Genomic DNA, 16896 nt, shown 5'->3' with positions numbered 1-16896 from the left:
TACTATCATTAAGTGGAATAAATAAAAAAGGAGAAATGCGTATTGATCGTTAAATCTCGTAGTGAGTCACTCGAATTAAAGATTTTAAGATCTTTGCATGTCCGTTCGGATATGGGGGTAAAAGAAGAAAACTACTATTCTAATCTTTCGAAGGGCTTTATGGGTGAAAAGAAATTCGACGAATGGCTAGAACCCCTCATAAACACTAGGCTAGTACTGCATGATGTATTATTGGAGCATAATAATACAAAGTTTCAGATTGACTCCTTGTTAATCACCTCGGACAAGATTTATCTCTTTGAAGTAAAAAATTACGAGGGTGACTTCTATATCGAATCCGAAAAGTGGCTCTCACATTCAAAAAACGAAATCAAAAGTCCCTTACTTCAGCTGCAACGAAACGAATCCTTATTTCGTCGGTTACAGCAAGACCTTGGATACAACTTCACCATTGAGTCGTACGTAATCTTTGTCAACCCTGAATTTCACCTCTATCAAGCACCAGCTAATCTTCCCCTTATCTTCCCCACACAGCTCAATCGTTTTATATGCAAAATAAAACGATTTCCTTCAAGACTTGCCGATATTCACTCCAAATTTGCAGAACACTTACATTCGCTTCACATAAACGATTCCCCTTACTCCCGGTTACCTGAATATCATTTTAGCGCACTTAAGAAAGGGATATGCTGTCTGGCGTGTCACAAATTACACACTAGTTTTAGGAAAACTACATTAACTTGTAAGAGTTGTGGAAGTAGAGAGAATTATATACCTGCGGTTTTGCGAAGCGTAGAGGAATTTAAGCTGCTCTTTCCAGATCGAAAAATAACATCGAACGATATTTATGAATGGTGTGAGATTATCAAAACAAAAAGAGTTATTTGGGAGATACTATCAAGTAACTTTACATTGGTGGGGCGCGGTAAATCTTCTTACTATGTCAGGTAAAACTATGTTGGGCGGCTATGATGTCTCCAATTGGGGTGGCGGGCGATTTCAGTGAATCAATGGGTGGCTATGATGCCTCCATCTGGGGGTGCGGGCGATTTCAGTGAATCAATGGGCGGTAATGATGCCTCCATCTGGAGTGGTGGTCAATTTGAGTGTATCATCGGGCGGTATTGATTCACTCATTTAGGGTGGCGGGCGATTTCAGTGAATCAATGGGCGGTTATGATGCCTCCATCTGGAGTGGTGGTCAATTTGAGTGTATCATCGGGCGGTATTGATTCACTCATTTAGGGCGGCGGGCGATTTCAGTGAATCATTGGGGGGCTATGATGCCTCCATCTGGGGTGGCTGCCGATTTCAGTGAATCAATGGGCGGCTATGATGCCTCCATCTGGGGCGGCGGGCGATTTCAGTGAATCATTGGGGGGCTATGATGCCTCCATCTGGAGTGGCGGGCGATTTCAGTGAATCAATGGGTGGCTATGATGCCTCCAATTGGGGTGGCGGGCGATTTCAGTGAATCAATGGGTGGCTGTGATGCCTCCATCTGGGGGTGTGGGCGATTTGAGTGAATTATTGGGCCGCTATGATTCCCCCGTTTTGGGTGGCTGCCGATTTCAGTGAATCATTGGACCTCTATGATGTCTCCATTTAGGGTGGAGGGCAATTTCAGTGAATCAATGGGCCGCTATGATTCATCCAATTGGGCCTACTCACCATAAATGAAGTCCCCTTAATGGCACATTTATACAACTGTTCAATATTATTTAAAAACTTTTGAGCATATAAATAAAGGGATATTGAAATTGTTGTCTAACTTTCTAATATAGTGAATATGGATTGGAGGAAGTATGACAAATATCCCTGATGCTTCTCAGTTAGAATTATTTTCTGAAACTTTCAAGCATGCTCCTATTGGCATGGCCATTGTATCACTTGAGGGCAGATTGTTGCAGGTCAACGCATCTCTTTGCCACCTACTTGGTTACACGGAAGATGAACTATTAAGAGTGAAATTCCAGGACATCACGTACCCTGATGATCTAGATAAGGGATTTGATGTTTTTAACCAATTCCTTGAAGGAAATCTCAAAACCTACCAAATAGAAAAAAGATATATTCACAAAGATGGCTTTTCTATATATGTTTCTGTTACGGTCTCGATTATACGGACCGAAGGAAAAGGGCCCGAATTTTTTATCGTGCAAATTAAGGACTTAACCGAAAGCATGTTAGCCGAACAGGATCTTAAAGCAAAAACGGAGCAATTACAATCCTTCATTGAGCATAATGCAGATGCCATGTGGATTATTGATTCGGAGGATCGCGTCATAGAGGTGAATCCGGCTTTTGAAACACTATTTGGGTGGTCCTCTAAAGATGTACAAGGGAAAAAGCTCCCCATTATTCCTCTATCTCTTAAAGATGCTATGGATACAATCCACAAGCAAATTAAAACTGGAGAAACAGTGGTGGGACTAGAGACTACTCGGCAGCACAAGGACGGCTCTATGTTGGATGTAGAGGCAACACTTTCCCCTCTGCGAGCTCGAGCAGGAAGAATTATAGGCATCACGGGAGTTTGCCGTGATGTTACTGCAAGAAAGCGTGCTGAACAGGAGCTTCAAGCAAAAACGGAGCAGTTGCAATCCTTTATTGAAAATAGCGCAGATGCGATTTGGTTGATTGATGCAGCGGATACCATTTTAGAGGTGAATCCGGCTTTTGAAACCTTGTTTGGCTGGTCTTCTGAAGAGGTGGAAGGGAAAAAACTGCCCATGATTCCACCTTCCCTCATCGATTCCATGCATGAAATTCATCTTCGAATTAAAAAGGGAGAGACCATAGTAGGATTTGAAACTGTTCGACAGCGAAAGGATGGTCAATTGTTGAATGTGGAGGCCACCCTATCCCCCCTTCGGGATCGTAAAGGCAGGATCATCGGGATTACAGGGATCTGCCGTGACGTCACGGCGAGAAAGCGTGCTGAACAAGATTTAAAAACCAAAACTACTCAGCTCGAATCGTTTATTGATAATAATGTAGATCCTATCCTAATCTTTGATAACCATTCCATCGTTCATCGAGTAAATGAAGCATGCGAGGGAGTGCTTGGTTGGTCAAAAGGTGGGATGATTGGCATGGAATTTCAGCAACTCCCCTTCATTCCTGCCGAGTTTGCTGAAGAAATTTACCAATTGGGTTACCAAGTAGCAAATGGTCAGTCTGTGGCAGGTGTTGAGACGATGCTCCAACGTAAGGATGGGGGATTGATTAATGTCGTTTTAACCGCTTCACCCATTTTGGATGGTAATGAAAAGCAGAGTGGCTGGTCCGTTACATTAAGAGATATTACAGAATGGAAAATTGCACAAGAGCACCTGCAAAATACCGGAAAGCTATCAATCGCCGGCCAATTGGCCGCAGGTATAGCCCACGAGATTAGGAATCCTATTACATCTATTAAGGGCTTCGTTCAGCTCATGAGGTCAGGAGTTCGGGAAAAGCAACAGTATTTCGAGATCATGTCTTCTGAAATCGACCGAATTGAATTGATCTTAAGTGAATTGCTTATCCTTGCCAAGCCTCAATCGGTGAAATATGAAAAAAGAGATGTGCAGGTATTATTAGGCCAAGTGATGGCACTATTGGAATCACAAGCTACCCTAAACGATGTTCTGTTCGAAACAGAATTTAAGCCGGGAGTAACCCACCTTTACTGCGATGAAAACCAAATCAAGCAAGTATTTATTAATTTTATCAAAAATTCGATTGAAGCTATGCCTAATGGTGGAAAGATCAGGATTGAAATTGACACCAACCCAAATCAGGAGTTGTTGATTCGCTTTACTGACCAGGGCTGTGGAATCTCGAATGAAGTGCTCTCCAAATTAGGGCAGCCCTTTTATACAACCAAAGAAAAAGGAACAGGACTAGGCTTTATGGTAAGCAAAAGAATCATAGAAAGTCATTCCGGCCAAATTCATGTAGAAAGTGAAGTAAATGTAGGGACGAGGATTCAAATCACGCTCCCAGCTTCTAACGAATAAAACAAAAAAGACACCACATCGTAAATAAAGATGGGTGTCTTTTTTAGGTGTTAGGTCTCCGATTCGAGTTGTACTCTAAACAGGATGACACGGTCATACTGCAACATGTTCTCAGGTTTTTGACCTGATTCATCATATTCCAGTATCTCTCTTTCGTTATAGGCCATACTGTTCCCATCGTCTTCGATCACCGTAAGAACGGTAACGGGTTGGTTGAGCCCTAACATTCTTTCTGAATTCAAGGGACTGGCTAAACGTCCGCTGGATTTACCAGGTAATACAATTTTTCCTTCGGTGCTCGAACTACCTGTGCTATCAAAAACAGAGGCTGTAAGATAAAGAAACCGTTCCCCCGAATCATGCTCTTCTTTGAAGTCATAAGAAAAGAGAAACTGATTTTTCTGGTTTGGTTCTTGATCCGAGCTGAACCTCGTCATTCCTATATCTAACGGGTCCTTTTGTTTTACCCCACCCTCAAAAACCTCAACCCATAAGTGAACGGTAAATGGATACGGATCATTTTTTTTCAGTTCAAAGATTTCTACTTAATCCAAGCCTAACAACGTAATGATTCGTTTGGTTTCCTCAGATAGCGATGCAGGTAAAATTGTACCTATCGTGACCGGTTCCTCTGCTACTTGGGATTGAGGCTGGCAACCGACTAAAGATAAAAGCAAAAAAAGTCCACAAATTGTTCCAATGATCCTACTCACCCGCATTGGTAATAGGCCTCTCGAAAATAATCTCGTATTGAGTCGGTTTTCCATGGCCGTTGTAGTGAGTCGGTAAAACTTGGACTAAGCGCCAGCCCTCTTTTGCATGCTGCTCAATCGCTTCGCGATGTTTCGATGAAGAGAAAAATCCTCCCAATGAAGTATCTACAAACTTATATTCATACATCTCTTTCCCCCCTTTTTTATGGGTGCTCTTATCATTAGACGAACTCTAGCCTAAAACCTTACGCTAGAAGAAGGTGTCGAATTTACTTAAAGCTTCTGATACAATCAAGAAGACCAAGATTTCCCAAGAAATGAGGTGTGACTTGTCCACCATTTACAAGTATGCCAGAGGAAAGAAGAGCATTGAAAAATTGCATGCTCTGTTTTAGTTTGTCCTGCCGGCCTGGGGCTAGGGTCCAAGCGAAAGATGATTCAAGAAATCCTGTTGCCGTTACTCTGGTTTAAGCTAACAACTTCCAAGCGTTCCCTTCAAAAAATAGCGAATACTATGTCCCAATATAGCATGAAGGAAATCGACCGAGATATCATTGGAGAGATCTTTACCCATGTTAAACTCGAGCAAGATATGCCTAAGCTAACGGAAAAAGCTGAACTTATTGATTATCGCTCCCCAACGATGGTGGTCACTGGAAGTAAGGATATTTTCTTTAATGGACTAGATGTTATTCAGAAAGCTAAAGAAATCATCCCCTTTTTGGTTTCAGCCAAGACCTATGAGATGGGTCATTTCCCTTCTGAAGGCCAACTGAAGCTTATTAACAACGATATCAAAGGTTTTTTGATGGAGAACTACTAGGAACGTACAAAATGGGCTTCTTCCATAATCGGAAGAAGCCCTTAGTCTTTTCTAACTATTCGCTACTTTTGGCGTCATCTGTTCATCGTTAGTGTCTCTCTCTCGCAGATCCTCTGCTGGTTTGGCTCGTTTGATAAAGAAGGAAAGCACTAGTCCTAGACCAGCGATAAATACTGAAACAAAAAAGGCGTCATTAATTCCTTCCAGCATGGCCTTTATCATTACTTCTTCAGTCATTCCCCCTTGACCAGCCCTTACGAGCTCTGCCGCGTGAGTCTTCGTCTGATTGGACATGACGGTTACCAGCAAGGCGGTACCAATCGCACCAGACACTTGCTGCATGGTATTATTCATCGCCGTACCATGGGGATAAAAGCGCTTAGGCAACTGGTTCAAGCCGTTGGTGGATACGGGCATCATGACCATCGACATGCCCAGCATCCGTACAGAGTAAAGAACCACGAGATACGTGTAGGTGGTCTCCAACGTCAAACGTGCCAATAAATAGCTAGTCACCGTCAAAAGCGACAATCCAACAATCGCGAGGGTTCGCCCCCCGTACTTATCAAACAGCTTCCCTGTAACTGGTGACATTAATGCCATGATAATGGCTCCAGGCATCATCATAAGTCCGGCATCCAAAGGCGAAATGCCTCGAATCGTTTGGACATAGATGGGCATCAAGACCATCCCTGAGAATAACGCCATCGTGATCACCATAGAAATCGTAATGGACAGCGTGTACATCGGGTATTTAAAAATGGCAAAGTTAAGCATCGGCTGCTCTCGTTTCGACTGACGGAGGATAAAGATAGTTATAGCGGCTATTCCGAGGAGTATTGTTCCGTAAACTTGAGGGCTCGCCCAACCCTCTTTTCCTGCTGAGCTAAATCCGTATAACAATCCGCCAAATCCAATGGTAGAAAGTACCACGGAAACGGTATCTAGATGTAAATCCACCTTCCCCTTCTTATCTTTCAATAGGAAAATTCCGATGGCAAATACCGCAACCGCAACAGGAGTTACAACATAAAACAGCATTCGCCAGTCATAGTGTTCGATTAGCCATCCCGATAAAGTAGGCCCAATGGCCGGGGCCCCCATCATGATTAACCCAAATACCCCCATTGCGGTCCCTCTCTTATCGATCGGGAAACTCACTAGCATGACATTCATGAGCAGAGGCATCATGATGGCAGAACCAGCGGCTTGTGTCATGCGACCCGCGAGCAAGAGCGAAAAAGCAGGAGCAGTTGCAGCCAATAATGAACCAATTGTAAAAATCCCCATAGCAGATAAAAACAATTGACGTACCGAATATTTTTGAATCAAGTAAGCCGTGGTTGGGATCAAGATCCCATTGACTAGCATGTATCCTGTTGTCAGCCATTGGACGGTCGAGGCTTCCACGTGCAATTCAGACATGATCGATGGCAAGGCAATATTAAGTAAAGTATTATTCAACAACGATAGGAATGCGCCGATCATTAAAATCGAAAGCATTCCGTATGGGGGACGCGACATAGTGCTTCCTGTCGAGGTCACGGTGATCCTCCCCGCTGAACTGTAAGTTCACTTTTTTATACTGCGATTCTAACATCTGTATTATCATATATCATCCCCTAATTTTTTGCAATCCGTTTGTATAAAGGTTAAAAATCAGGTACCATTCTCTAAACAGGTCAAATAAAAAGGTGATACGTGTGAACGATCGAAAACAGCATGTCATCCAAGTAGCCCATCAGCTATTTATTGAAAAAGGGTTCCAGGCGACCTCCATTCAAGACATTATCGAATGTAGCGGAATCTCGAAAGGAACCTTCTATAATTATTTTCCCTCGAAGAACGAGCTTTTAAAGGCACTACTCAAAAGTATTTATCAAAAGATGGAAATCGAGCGGAATGAATTGCTTATTGGTAAAAGTCCAGCTGATTTGGATATTTTCATTAAACAAGTTGAATTATTGTTGCATACGAATCGCGCGCATAGTCTTATTACCCTTTTTGAGGAGGTCATGTCATCCTCGGATGAGGATCTTAAGCAATTTCTCAAGGAAGGGCAACTTAAAACCATTCGATGGCTCTATCAGCGATTCCTCGACCTCTACGGCGAAGAGAAGAAACCGTACTTATTAGATAGTGCGATCATGTTTTTGGGAATCCTCTACCATAATCTAAAGTACTCTCGCATGGCCTATGGTTCAGACTTTAATTATCCGGATGTTGTCCGATATAGTGTAGAGCGAATCGTAAAAATGATTCAGGAGATGACAGAGGTTAGATCTCCCCTTTTTCCTCCTGAGCTTCTCCATCGGTGGCTGCCCGAGTCGAATCCCGACGAAAAAACGTTGCAACAAAATCTGCAGGATACAATTGCGGGATTAAAGAAGGACCTAAGCATACAAGATGATCCATCTAAATACTTGGCATGGCTGGATTTCATTCAGGATGAGCTGTTGTACACCAGCCCTCCAAGAGAGTTTCTCATAGAAAGTGTCCTGGCATCTCTACAGGCTGTACCTTCCCCCTTGAAGCAAGCCGAGTTACAACAGCTTCAATCATTGGTCGATGATATCCTAGCCCTGAGAAGGTAGAAGGGACCTGTTTAAGAGCAGGTCCCTTCTCGTTTTTTTCAAGACATAGATTGATTATAGATCGATCATAAATCGGTCACATTTATTCTCTATAATTGTCGAAACGATGGTTTTTTTGGGAAAGGTGTGTATCGCATGTGGAAAGGTTTTAATCAGTACATCGGGATTGACCTGGGTACCAGTCATACAGTCATTTATACGAAGGATCAGGGGGTCATTCTGCGTGAACCAACCGTCCTTGCCGTAGAGAAACATACACAAGAGATCGTCGCATATGGTACAGAAGCCTATGACATGACAGGAAAAACGCCTGCTCATCTTGAAGTGATTTCCCCGTTGCATGATGGGGTGATTGCTGACTTTGCCATGAGTGTGGCTTTACTGAAACACTATTTTAAGAAAGCGCTGAAAGGTGGCTCTCTCATCAATCGATTGCATATGATGGTTTCCGTACCCTGCGGAACCTCCACGGTAAAAAGACGAGCGGTACAAGATGCTGTGCAGCAAGCTGGCGGGAAAAAAGTGGAGATCGTGGAGTGCCCATTAGCGTCAGCTCTAGGCAGCGAGCTTCCAGTTCATGAGCCAACTGGTCATATGGTAGTTAACATTGGGGCTGGCACGACACAGGCGTCCATGATTTCACTAGGTGGAATGGCAGACTCCTACACGCTTAATAAAGGAGGAAAGTCGATTGAACGTGCGATCTTAGAATACATGAAGAAAAAACACAACCTCTTGATCGGCGAATTAACGGCAGAATGGATAAAAATAACGTTTTGTACCGCTCTACTACTTGAAGATGATGAAACAATGGAAGTGCCCGGCAATGACATGGTAAGCGGATTGCCCCGAAAAGTTATAATTAGTAAGAAGGAATTGAATGGTCTACTCAATGAGTTTATTTCCGACTTGGTTCATTTGATTCGGATCTCTCTTGAAAAGTCACCGCCAGAATTAGCAGGAGATGTTATCGGAAACGGAATTATGTTATGTGGCGGAGGTGCCCTATTAGCCGGTTTAGACCGTAGACTTTCAGAGGAAACGAATATTCCCGTTTTTCTAGCAGATGATCCGATTCATTGCACCGCCATTGGTCTGGGGAGAATGGTGAATGAACCTCGAACCTCTCTATGGCAGCAAATGATGCAAGCATCTCCCAAGTAAATTAGAGGCTTTGGTTTTCTGCAATTGAAATGTGGCGCAATTTATAGTATATTTCAGAAATATCGGTATCTTATATCTTAAACACCAAGGAGCCCTTATTATGAAAAATACTTGCCTTTATACTATAGAAGCCTGCCCTACTTGTTCGGAAGAGAAATGGGAGTGGGTGATTTGGTGCAACAATTGCGGAAACATTGTTTGTTCCTCCTGTGTACATAACAACCATCATGTGAATGGACTGCCTTTTGATATCCCAGGACGCGGTAAACGCTATTATGCGGAATAAGTATAAGAAAAAAACTCCTTTCGTAGCTTGCTGCGTAAGGAGTTTTTTTCGATAAGAATTTCATTAAAATCTGAAAAAGTCATGCCCTTTTATGGCTTGGAGCCTGCCAAGCAATCCTTTAAAGGTCAAATTTCCTTCAGAAGGTTCAACACTTCATCCGGGGTCAAAGGTTTATTAAAATAATACCCCTGTGCTTCAGGGCAGTTCTGCTTCGTGAGAAATAATAGTTGCTCTATCGTTTCTACTCCTTCGGCAATGACATTGAGGTCTAGGCTAAAGGCCATGGCCATGATCGCTTTGACGATTGCTGCATCATCTCTGTCGGTATGGATATCCCGCACAAATGACTGGTCAATCTTAAGGGTATCAATAGGGAATTTCTTCAGATAGTTCAGCGAGGAATAGCCCGTGCCAAAATCATCAATAGAGATTTTTAAGCCTAAGGCTTTAAGCTCTTGTAGTGCCTGGATCGTAAAATTAACATCATTCATACTAATATTCTCGGTAATCTCCAATTCCAGATATTGAGGATCCAGACCGGTCTTGTCCAGAATGTCAGCAATGGTGTGAACTAAATCCGGTTCCTTAAATTGTCTTCCTGATAAGTTAACGGATACCTTCAATGGCGGGTAGCCCTGATCCTGCCAAGCCTTATTCTGGGCACACGCTGAATGAAGAATCCACTCCCCGATCGGAACAATCAACCCTGTCTCTTCTGCAAGCGGAATGAATCGAGTAGGAGAGATTATGCCAAGCAACGGATGCTGCCAACGAATCAAGGCTTCCACCCCAATCATTTTATTGCTATTGATTTGGATTAACGGCTGGTAGTGAAGGACAAATTCTTTACGCTCCAATGCTTTTCTTAGCTCGTTTTCTAAGGTGAGGCGCTCTAACACCTTTTGATCGAGCTTGGAGGTATAAAATTGAAAGTTGTTTTTTCCAAGGTCCTTAGCGTGATACATGGCGGTATCCGCATTCTTTAGCAGACTCTCAACATCCTCCCCGTGCTCCGGATACATGCTGATCCCGATACTTGGGGTGACCAGGATTTCATGTCCGTTCAGCTCCATCGGCTGAGAAATTAAACTAATCATTCTTCTTGCTACCGTTGCTGCGCCTAGATGATTCGTATTAGGCAGAAGAATAGTAAACTCATCCCCACCTTGACGCGATACAGTATCCCCTTCCCGGATACATGTGAGTAATCGCTTGGAAACTTCACGAAGAAGTTGATCCCCTGCCGTATGCCCAAGAGAATCGTTAATAATCTTGAAGCGATCTAAGTCCAAGAATAGAACGGCAATAGGTTTTTTCGTTCTCTTAGTTTGGCTAATGGCTTGGGTCAAACGGTCATAAAATAAGGTTCGATTAGGCAGATCCGTGAGAGAATCGAAGTAGGCCATCTTCTTAATCATCTGTTCGGCTTGCTTGCGTTTCGTAATATCGGCAAATAATGCGACTCCGCCTCGTATATCTCCTTGCTTATCATATAGAAGGGTGATGGATAGGCTTAGATCAATGGGGGTTCCATCTTTCCTTACTCTTTTCATTTCAATATCGGTTAACGCATTCCCCTGGAGCAAGAGCCCTAATAGCTTCATGAACTCATCAGCATTGGTATCTTCTGAAAACAGGGGGTTGGGCTGATTCAAGACTTCTTCTTCTTGCCAGCCTAGCAGCTTCTCGGCAGCTGGATTCCACATATTCACATAGCCATCATGGTCAAAGGAAACAATAGCTAAAGGAGAGGATTTAATCAGAGCCTGTAGGGTATCTGTTGTTTCCCAGAGAGCTTTTTCGGTTTCCTTGATTCATACGTATCTTTGCCGACTTCGAAAATATAGCTTCCCTTTGGTTTCATCATCCTACAATCCCTTTTGATGCCCCTACCTGCTTATTTTGTTTGAGAATCTGCTCAATCTCACTCAAAGGCAAAGGCTTGGAAAAAAAGTAGCCTTGCATCTCATCGCATTTATGTTTGCGAAGAAATTGAAACTGCTCTTTTATCTCAATCCCTTCTGCGATAACCTTCATATCCAATATTTTTGCAAGATGAAGGATCGTCACAACAATTTCCCGCTCACTCGAATTGGTTTCAATCTCTCGAATGAATGATTGATCTATTTTTAAGATATCGACAGGGAATTTCTTTAGATAACTTAGGGAAGAGTAGCCTTTCCCGAAATCGTCAATCATAATTTGGATGCCCATCGCTTTGAGTTGGTTAAGGGTTAACAGAATTTCATCGGTATTTTCCATCATATCCGTTTCTGTTAGCTCTAATTTTAAGTACCGTGGATCTAATTCCGTATCCCGAAGGACATCAGCCACCAGCTGAACGAGATTGCTTTGTTTGAATTGTTTCGTTGATAGATTTACCGATATAGACATCGGAGGATACCCTGCTTCTTGCCAAATCTTATTCTGCTTGCAAGCGTTATAAAGGACCCATATGCCCAATGGAACAACGTGTCCGATTTCTTCCGATAAGGGAATGAATTCAGCAGGAGGAACTAAGCCCAGTTCGGGGTGATTCCATCGGACTAAGGCTTCTACGCCTGTAACTTGCAATGTCTTACTATCATATTGGGGCTGGTAATAGAGAATAAATTCATTACGGTCGAGGGCCTTGTGTAATCCATTTTCTAATTTCAGGCGCTCATACATTCTAGCATTCATTTCTGAAGCATAAAACTGATAGCCATTGCCCCCTCGTTCCTTGGCTCGATACATGGCAGAATGAGCATTTTTAAGTAGTTCTTCTCTCGTCATACCATCATGGGGAAAGAGGCTGATGCCTAAGCTTGCCGTCAAGTGAAACTCAAACTCTTCAAAGGCGATGGATTCTGATACCTTGTCTAGAATCCTTCCTGCTACTTTTCCTACATCCTCTACACGGCTAACATGCGATAAGATAATAGCAAATTCGTCTCCCCCGAAGCGAGATATGGTGTCATTTTCTCGCAAACACTGCTTCAGCTTGTTAGCGACTTGCCGCAAAATGGCATCTCCTTTATCGTGACCTAAAGGATCATTGAAATGCTTAAACCGATCCAAATCGAGAAAAAGCACGGTAACTAGCGACTGGTTGCGCTTGGCATTAGAGAGGCTTACACTCAGCCGGTCATTAAAGAGCATACGATTAGGCAGACCGGTAATGTGATCCTGGTATGCTAAATAGTGAATCATTTTCTCTGCTTGCTTGCGCTCAATGATATCGTTGACGATAGCAAGTACTAAGGTTTGATGGTCTTTTTCAATCCGATGTAGGCGAACCTCAACCGGATAGATCGTTGAATCCTTACGAAGATGTGAGGTTTCGAGCGAAACAACCCCCTGCTTGCCGGCAATTAATGGCTGAATCAACCGGTGGAGCTCTTCGTCCGTCAGTTTCACCATGACATCCGCAGGGGTCAGCGTAAGAAGCTCATCGAGGCTATACCCCAGATTCCTGCACGCAACCGCATTCACTTCAACAAATTTTAAAGTACTAGAGTCAAAAAAGTAGATTTCATGGGACTCGTACATGATATCCAAAAAATGATGATATAGCACTTTTGAGTTTTCTCGCTCGTCTTTCGCCCTATTAGAATTCATTTTTGGTTATTCTCCCGTATTCAAAATCGATATGAACCAAAGGATAAGAAAAAAACCACCTCGAAGTGGTTTGTCACAAAAACGGCTAAAGACCATCTAGGAATACACCCATTTCGGCAACCCAGCCACCTTAGGCATTCCCTTAGGTCTGAGGCTTTGCGTCCCCACCTTTCGATGGGTTTGCTCTTATCGGTTCGGTTCTATCATACTGGTTATATAGACCTGGTTATAGGTATATATGACTAGATGATGCGATAATCTTATTATGAAGAATTTTAGGGAAAATTTCAATCATTTAATCTTTGCTTCACTTCTTGATCAGACCTTGATTTTCCATCGATCTTGTAGCGCAAAGAGCCAATCGTGAGTTCAACCGAACCGCCACGCTGGATCGCTAAAACTGCAAGATGATAAAGGGCTATAAAAAATAAATTCAACCCGCTTGCATTCCTTAAGAAGGGACCAGAATGGGTGTTGTCTGGTTGTGTAATTCTAGTAAGTGAATTCATGCTTAGCTCTCCCCCTGCTTCAATAATGTCTACATCAACTATTCCACATCAGAGGGAGGATTCCTTCTTTTCCTGCATCCCACCAAGACGAGTAAAAAAATTAACGCCGGAAGGAATGGTCAAAGGGATACTGATTTCGTATGGAACGAATTGCCCGGTAAATACGGGGATAAAGAGTTCGGTCGTTATGCTTTTGAAATAATTTGAAGCCTGGCTTCGTATTTGCCTCCAATACCCATAGCATCCCTTGCTTATCTAAAGCCAAATCCAGGCCGAGTTGGCGCACATGTGGGTAGTGTTCGCTAATGGTACGGGCCACAGCGAGGGCCAACTTCTTCATGTCTTCTTTTACTTGTTTGTAACGGAGGATCTCATCCATACCGCTTCGTTTAAGACTCTGGCTCAAGGTTAAGGCCTTTCCGCCTTGGCAATGGTTGGTTACCATTTTATCCTTTGCAGCTTGTTTCCCCATCACCCCCATGTACTCCCATTTCTTCTCGGGCTTCAACAGAAGCGCACGGAAATCCACGGGCTTTCCTTCTACACGGAGAAGATCAATTCCTTGCTGAAGCATAAAAGTTCCCTTACCCTTAAGGCGCTTTTGGAGCTTTCTTTTTAATTCATCTTGACCATGTAGATGCTTCTGATTCGTGCCTGCCTGTAAACGATATTGATCTTCCCCTACCCTGCTAATTCGAATAATCCCACGTCCTCCACTTCCGACGATGGGCTTAACATATACATCTTGATATTGATCTAAATAATCATAAAGCGGCTTCCATTCAAACAGGCATGTTTGGGGAATGTGACTGCTTGCTTTAGAATCCTTCATTAAAATTCGCTGTTTTTTCCATTTATCCAAAACATAAACTTCTCTTCGTGATGGCATAAGGCCCGTTCCTCTCCTTGTTCCGTCCCTTTCTACATTTTATTCTCCTATGCTCACAAGCGAGTGGGCGTTACCAGAAAAGAATGCTTCATGATTGCGCGGAAATTTTTAATAAATAGTGCAATCACACAATCCAAAGGAAAGATTTGATCGTCTAATGTAGTAAAACCTTTTTAGCGGGAGGAACATGGGATGGTTATTAAAGTGGAAGAGATCGTTCCCCATGTCAATGAACTTCTCAAATACGGAGAAACGAAAGCACCAACGGAACAACATGCTAGATTAATCATGGGATGGCACATTTTGAAAGGCCAAAAGATGTCGGTTAAAAAATTAGAAGATGGATGTTTGATTACGATATTAAAGTAATAGCTGATGTGTAATGGGGCATGGATACTTCCTTTATTCATGCCTTTACCTGTTTGTAGATTTATTGTAAAATGCCTATCCCTGCCTTGCTCGGTTATGTATTTTTATTTTCCATGTGAACGGTCAGCCAAGTGGGGTCATGATCCTCAACTGTTATCGTAAATCCTTGGTTCTTCCAAAACTCCACGGCTCCTGGCAAGAACCGATGGGTATGCAGATAAAGCGTTTTATAGCCGGCATCCTTGCAGAATGGGATCACTTGAGCTACTAGTTTGGATCCTAGCCCCAATCTCCGAAATTCCGGTGCAACAAAGCACCTAACAATCTCTATAGTTGTTTGTAGGTCGTAGAGCCCTTTTAGCTGTTGAATTCTTCCATCATAAGGACGAGCGGCAATTGTAGCGACTACACTTCCCTCCTCGGAATAAGCGGCTAAAAAAGTGGCGCGATCAGGAAGGATATAGATCTGCTCTAGTTTCTTTAAATCTTGGGGGGCCATAGGATCCATCATCGGAAAGATCTCCTTAATTATGTCTCTACAAAAATTCAACACCTGGGGTATCTCATCTTGGCTAATCTGTTTAATTTCAATATCTCGCATTCTGAAGACTCCTTATAATTGATAAAGCCCTATTCTTCATGCTTAGAATGGGGCTTTTGCATCATAGTGATAGTAATTTTAATATTATATTTTGTTAAAACAAGTGACTTGCTTGTTTAGCTCCTCCATTAGCTCCTCTCCTGATATCGTTCTCACTCCACCCCCTTGGGCAAAGGCATCATTCCCGCCTCCCTTTCCATTAATAAGGGGTAAAACGCACTTTGCGATTTGGTTCATATTGACGTTCAAATCTTGACCCCTAGCACAAACAAATTGCAGTTTGTTTTCTACTTCGTTGACTAAATAGACTAGGATATCGGTTCTGTTTAACGTCATGCTTTTCGCCAGTTGTTGAAGCTCTGTGATGGGTCGATTAAAGAAAATGCCCTTTATGGTGCTTTCGTTGTCTTGCTTGGCCTTTTCAATGAATCGTTGGGCTTCATATTCAAGAAGCTGAGTTTTCAGTTCGCTCACGGTTTTTTCAAGATCCTTTGTTTGCTGTACCAGTCTTTGGGTCGCTTCCTTCATTTGCTCCTGAGGGGCATTCAGAATTGAAGTCATGCTCTGAATCATCTGATGTTTATGATGAAGCTGCTGGAGTACCCGGTTCCCGCATACGAAATAAAGGCGAACCATATTTTTCTTTTGCTTTTCCCAATGCAAAATTTTAATGGAGCTTACTTTTCCCGTTGATTCAGGATGGGTGCCGCCACAGCCGTTGTAGTCAAAGTCCGGAATGATAACGAGACGAATATTTTCGGATACGGACAGATCTTTTCTTAACATATACTGAGTGAGCTCTTCTTTAGTTACCCACTTCGTTTCAATCGGTCGATTCTCTAGGATCATTTGATTGGCTAGTTTCTCAGCTTGTTCAGCTTCTTCGTCACTAAGCGAAGGGATATGAAGGTCAATCGTGCATGTATCCTTCCCTAAGTGAAAACTAACCGTTGGATAGCCAAATTGGTTTTCAAAGGCTGCCGACAGAATATGCTGCCCCGCATGCTGCTGCATATGATCAAAACGACGTTCCCAGTCAATTACACCAACATACTCGTCTTGCAAACCAAGGGGCTCCTGTAGGTAGTGGCGTATTTCTCCTTCGACTTCCTCCACATCATAGACGGGAATTCCGTTCATCGTTCCCGTATCATGGGGTTGTCCACCTCCGGTTGGGTAAAAGGCGGTTTTTTCTAATACAGCGTATAGACGGCCTTTTTCATCCTGGTCTATTTTACGAAGCTGGGTAGTAAAAGACCGTAAGTTTGGATCCTGGTAATACAGTTTTTCTGTTGCCATAAATGCCTCACCTTCTAAACTTTTTAAGCCGTTTCTTTCTTTGCT

At 42.9% G+C, this 16896-nt stretch carries 17 protein-coding genes and 1 riboswitch; of the genes, 7 read left to right on the top strand and 10 right to left on the bottom strand.

Annotation, left to right across the window (positions count from 1 at the left end; translation table 11 throughout):
* The first annotated feature begins 42 nt into the window (after positions 1 to 42).
* Both EIZ58_RS05345 and EIZ58_RS05340 read left to right on the top strand, forming a co-directional pair.
* Positions 43 to 951: a nuclease-related domain-containing protein gene (locus EIZ58_RS05345; RefSeq protein ID WP_134699451.1), complete on the top strand. Its 909-nt coding sequence runs from the start codon at positions 43 to 45 to the stop codon at positions 949 to 951.
* Between the two features lie 854 nt (positions 952 to 1805).
* A complete protein-coding gene (locus tag EIZ58_RS05340) occupies positions 1806 to 4004 on the top strand; it encodes a PAS domain S-box protein (protein ID WP_134699450.1) in 2199 nt (732 codons plus the stop codon).
* A 50-nt stretch (positions 4005 to 4054) separates the two neighbouring features.
* Here the strand turns inward: EIZ58_RS05340 and EIZ58_RS05335 are convergent, their stop codons facing one another.
* The 3 genes from EIZ58_RS05335 to EIZ58_RS05330 all read right to left on the bottom strand — a co-directional run bounded on the left by EIZ58_RS05335 (position 4055) and on the right by EIZ58_RS05330 (position 4904).
* A complete protein-coding gene (locus EIZ58_RS05335) occupies positions 4055 to 4441 on the bottom strand; it encodes a hypothetical protein (RefSeq protein WP_134699449.1) in 387 nt (128 codons plus the stop codon).
* Between the two features lie 108 nt (positions 4442 to 4549).
* Entirely contained in the window at positions 4550 to 4681 is a 132-nt protein-coding gene (locus tag EIZ58_RS34780) for a hypothetical protein (protein WP_255438213.1), read from the bottom strand.
* A gap of 28 nt (positions 4682 to 4709) precedes the next feature.
* Positions 4710 to 4904, bottom strand: a complete 195-nt coding sequence (locus EIZ58_RS05330) for a DUF4177 domain-containing protein (protein WP_134699448.1) — start codon at positions 4902 to 4904, stop codon at positions 4710 to 4712.
* Between the two features lie 246 nt (positions 4905 to 5150).
* Here EIZ58_RS05330 and EIZ58_RS05325 point away from each other — a divergent pair, with 246 nt between their 5' ends.
* Positions 5151 to 5540 carry a hypothetical protein gene (locus EIZ58_RS05325; RefSeq protein WP_134699447.1) on the top strand — a complete coding sequence of 130 codons (390 nt, stop codon included), beginning with the start codon at positions 5151 to 5153 and terminating at the stop codon, positions 5538 to 5540.
* Between the two features lie 51 nt (positions 5541 to 5591).
* Here the strand turns inward: EIZ58_RS05325 and EIZ58_RS05320 are convergent, their stop codons facing one another.
* A complete protein-coding gene (locus EIZ58_RS05320; protein ID WP_134699654.1) occupies positions 5592 to 7064 on the bottom strand; it encodes an MDR family MFS transporter in 1473 nt (490 codons plus the stop codon).
* Positions 7065 to 7243: 179 nt separating this feature from the next.
* Between EIZ58_RS05320 and EIZ58_RS05315 the strand changes: the two genes are divergently transcribed.
* The 3 genes from EIZ58_RS05315 to EIZ58_RS05305 all read left to right on the top strand — a co-directional run bounded on the left by EIZ58_RS05315 (position 7244) and on the right by EIZ58_RS05305 (position 9584).
* On the top strand, positions 7244 to 8134 hold the full coding sequence (locus EIZ58_RS05315; RefSeq protein ID WP_134699446.1) for a TetR/AcrR family transcriptional regulator: 891 nt from the start codon (positions 7244 to 7246) through the stop codon (positions 8132 to 8134).
* 135 nt (positions 8135 to 8269) lie between these two features.
* Entirely contained in the window at positions 8270 to 9298 is a 1029-nt protein-coding gene (gene mreB / locus EIZ58_RS05310; RefSeq protein WP_134699445.1) for a rod shape-determining protein, read from the top strand.
* A 100-nt stretch (positions 9299 to 9398) separates the two neighbouring features.
* On the top strand, positions 9399 to 9584 hold the full coding sequence (locus EIZ58_RS05305) for a hypothetical protein (protein ID WP_134699444.1): 186 nt from the start codon (positions 9399 to 9401) through the stop codon (positions 9582 to 9584).
* A gap of 125 nt (positions 9585 to 9709) precedes the next feature.
* On the opposite strand, the gene EIZ58_RS05300 is transcribed toward EIZ58_RS05305, so the two are convergent.
* From EIZ58_RS05300 to EIZ58_RS05285, 4 genes are all read right to left on the bottom strand, one after another.
* Positions 9710 to 11398: a sensor domain-containing protein gene (locus tag EIZ58_RS05300; protein ID WP_255438226.1), complete on the bottom strand. Its 1689-nt coding sequence runs from the start codon at positions 11396 to 11398 to the stop codon at positions 9710 to 9712.
* Between the two features lie 49 nt (positions 11399 to 11447).
* The gene (locus tag EIZ58_RS05295) at positions 11448 to 13184 is read right to left on the bottom strand and encodes a putative bifunctional diguanylate cyclase/phosphodiesterase (protein WP_134699442.1); all 1737 of its coding nucleotides are present in this window, start codon (positions 13182 to 13184) and stop codon (positions 11448 to 11450) included.
* Between the two features lie 112 nt (positions 13185 to 13296).
* Positions 13297 to 13379, bottom strand: a riboswitch (cyclic di-GMP riboswitch).
* A gap of 92 nt (positions 13380 to 13471) precedes the next feature.
* Positions 13472 to 13693, bottom strand: a complete 222-nt coding sequence (locus EIZ58_RS05290; RefSeq protein ID WP_134699441.1) for a hypothetical protein — start codon at positions 13691 to 13693, stop codon at positions 13472 to 13474.
* A gap of 100 nt (positions 13694 to 13793) precedes the next feature.
* Entirely contained in the window at positions 13794 to 14582 is a 789-nt protein-coding gene (locus EIZ58_RS05285) for a YheC/YheD family protein (RefSeq protein ID WP_134699440.1), read from the bottom strand.
* 192 nt (positions 14583 to 14774) lie between these two features.
* Here EIZ58_RS05285 and EIZ58_RS33105 point away from each other — a divergent pair, with 192 nt between their 5' ends.
* Entirely contained in the window at positions 14775 to 14951 is a 177-nt protein-coding gene (locus EIZ58_RS33105; RefSeq protein ID WP_167577508.1) for a hypothetical protein, read from the top strand.
* A gap of 94 nt (positions 14952 to 15045) precedes the next feature.
* On the opposite strand, the gene EIZ58_RS05280 is transcribed toward EIZ58_RS33105, so the two are convergent.
* Both EIZ58_RS05280 and EIZ58_RS05275 read right to left on the bottom strand, forming a co-directional pair.
* Positions 15046 to 15552, bottom strand: coding sequence for a GNAT family N-acetyltransferase (locus EIZ58_RS05280; protein ID WP_134699439.1), 507 nt, complete (start codon positions 15550 to 15552; stop codon positions 15046 to 15048).
* Between the two features lie 84 nt (positions 15553 to 15636).
* Positions 15637 to 16851 carry an alanyl-tRNA editing protein gene (locus EIZ58_RS05275; protein WP_134699438.1) on the bottom strand — a complete coding sequence of 405 codons (1215 nt, stop codon included), beginning with the start codon at positions 16849 to 16851 and terminating at the stop codon, positions 15637 to 15639.
* Positions 16852 to 16896 lie beyond the last annotated feature (45 nt).

This window comes from Ammoniphilus sp. YIM 78166, assembly GCF_004522215.1.
Taxonomy (GTDB): Bacteria; Bacillota; Bacilli; order Aneurinibacillales; family RAOX-1; genus YIM-78166.
The sequence above is the reverse complement of the archived record's forward strand: the minus strand, read 5'-3'. Positions and strand labels throughout refer to the sequence as shown.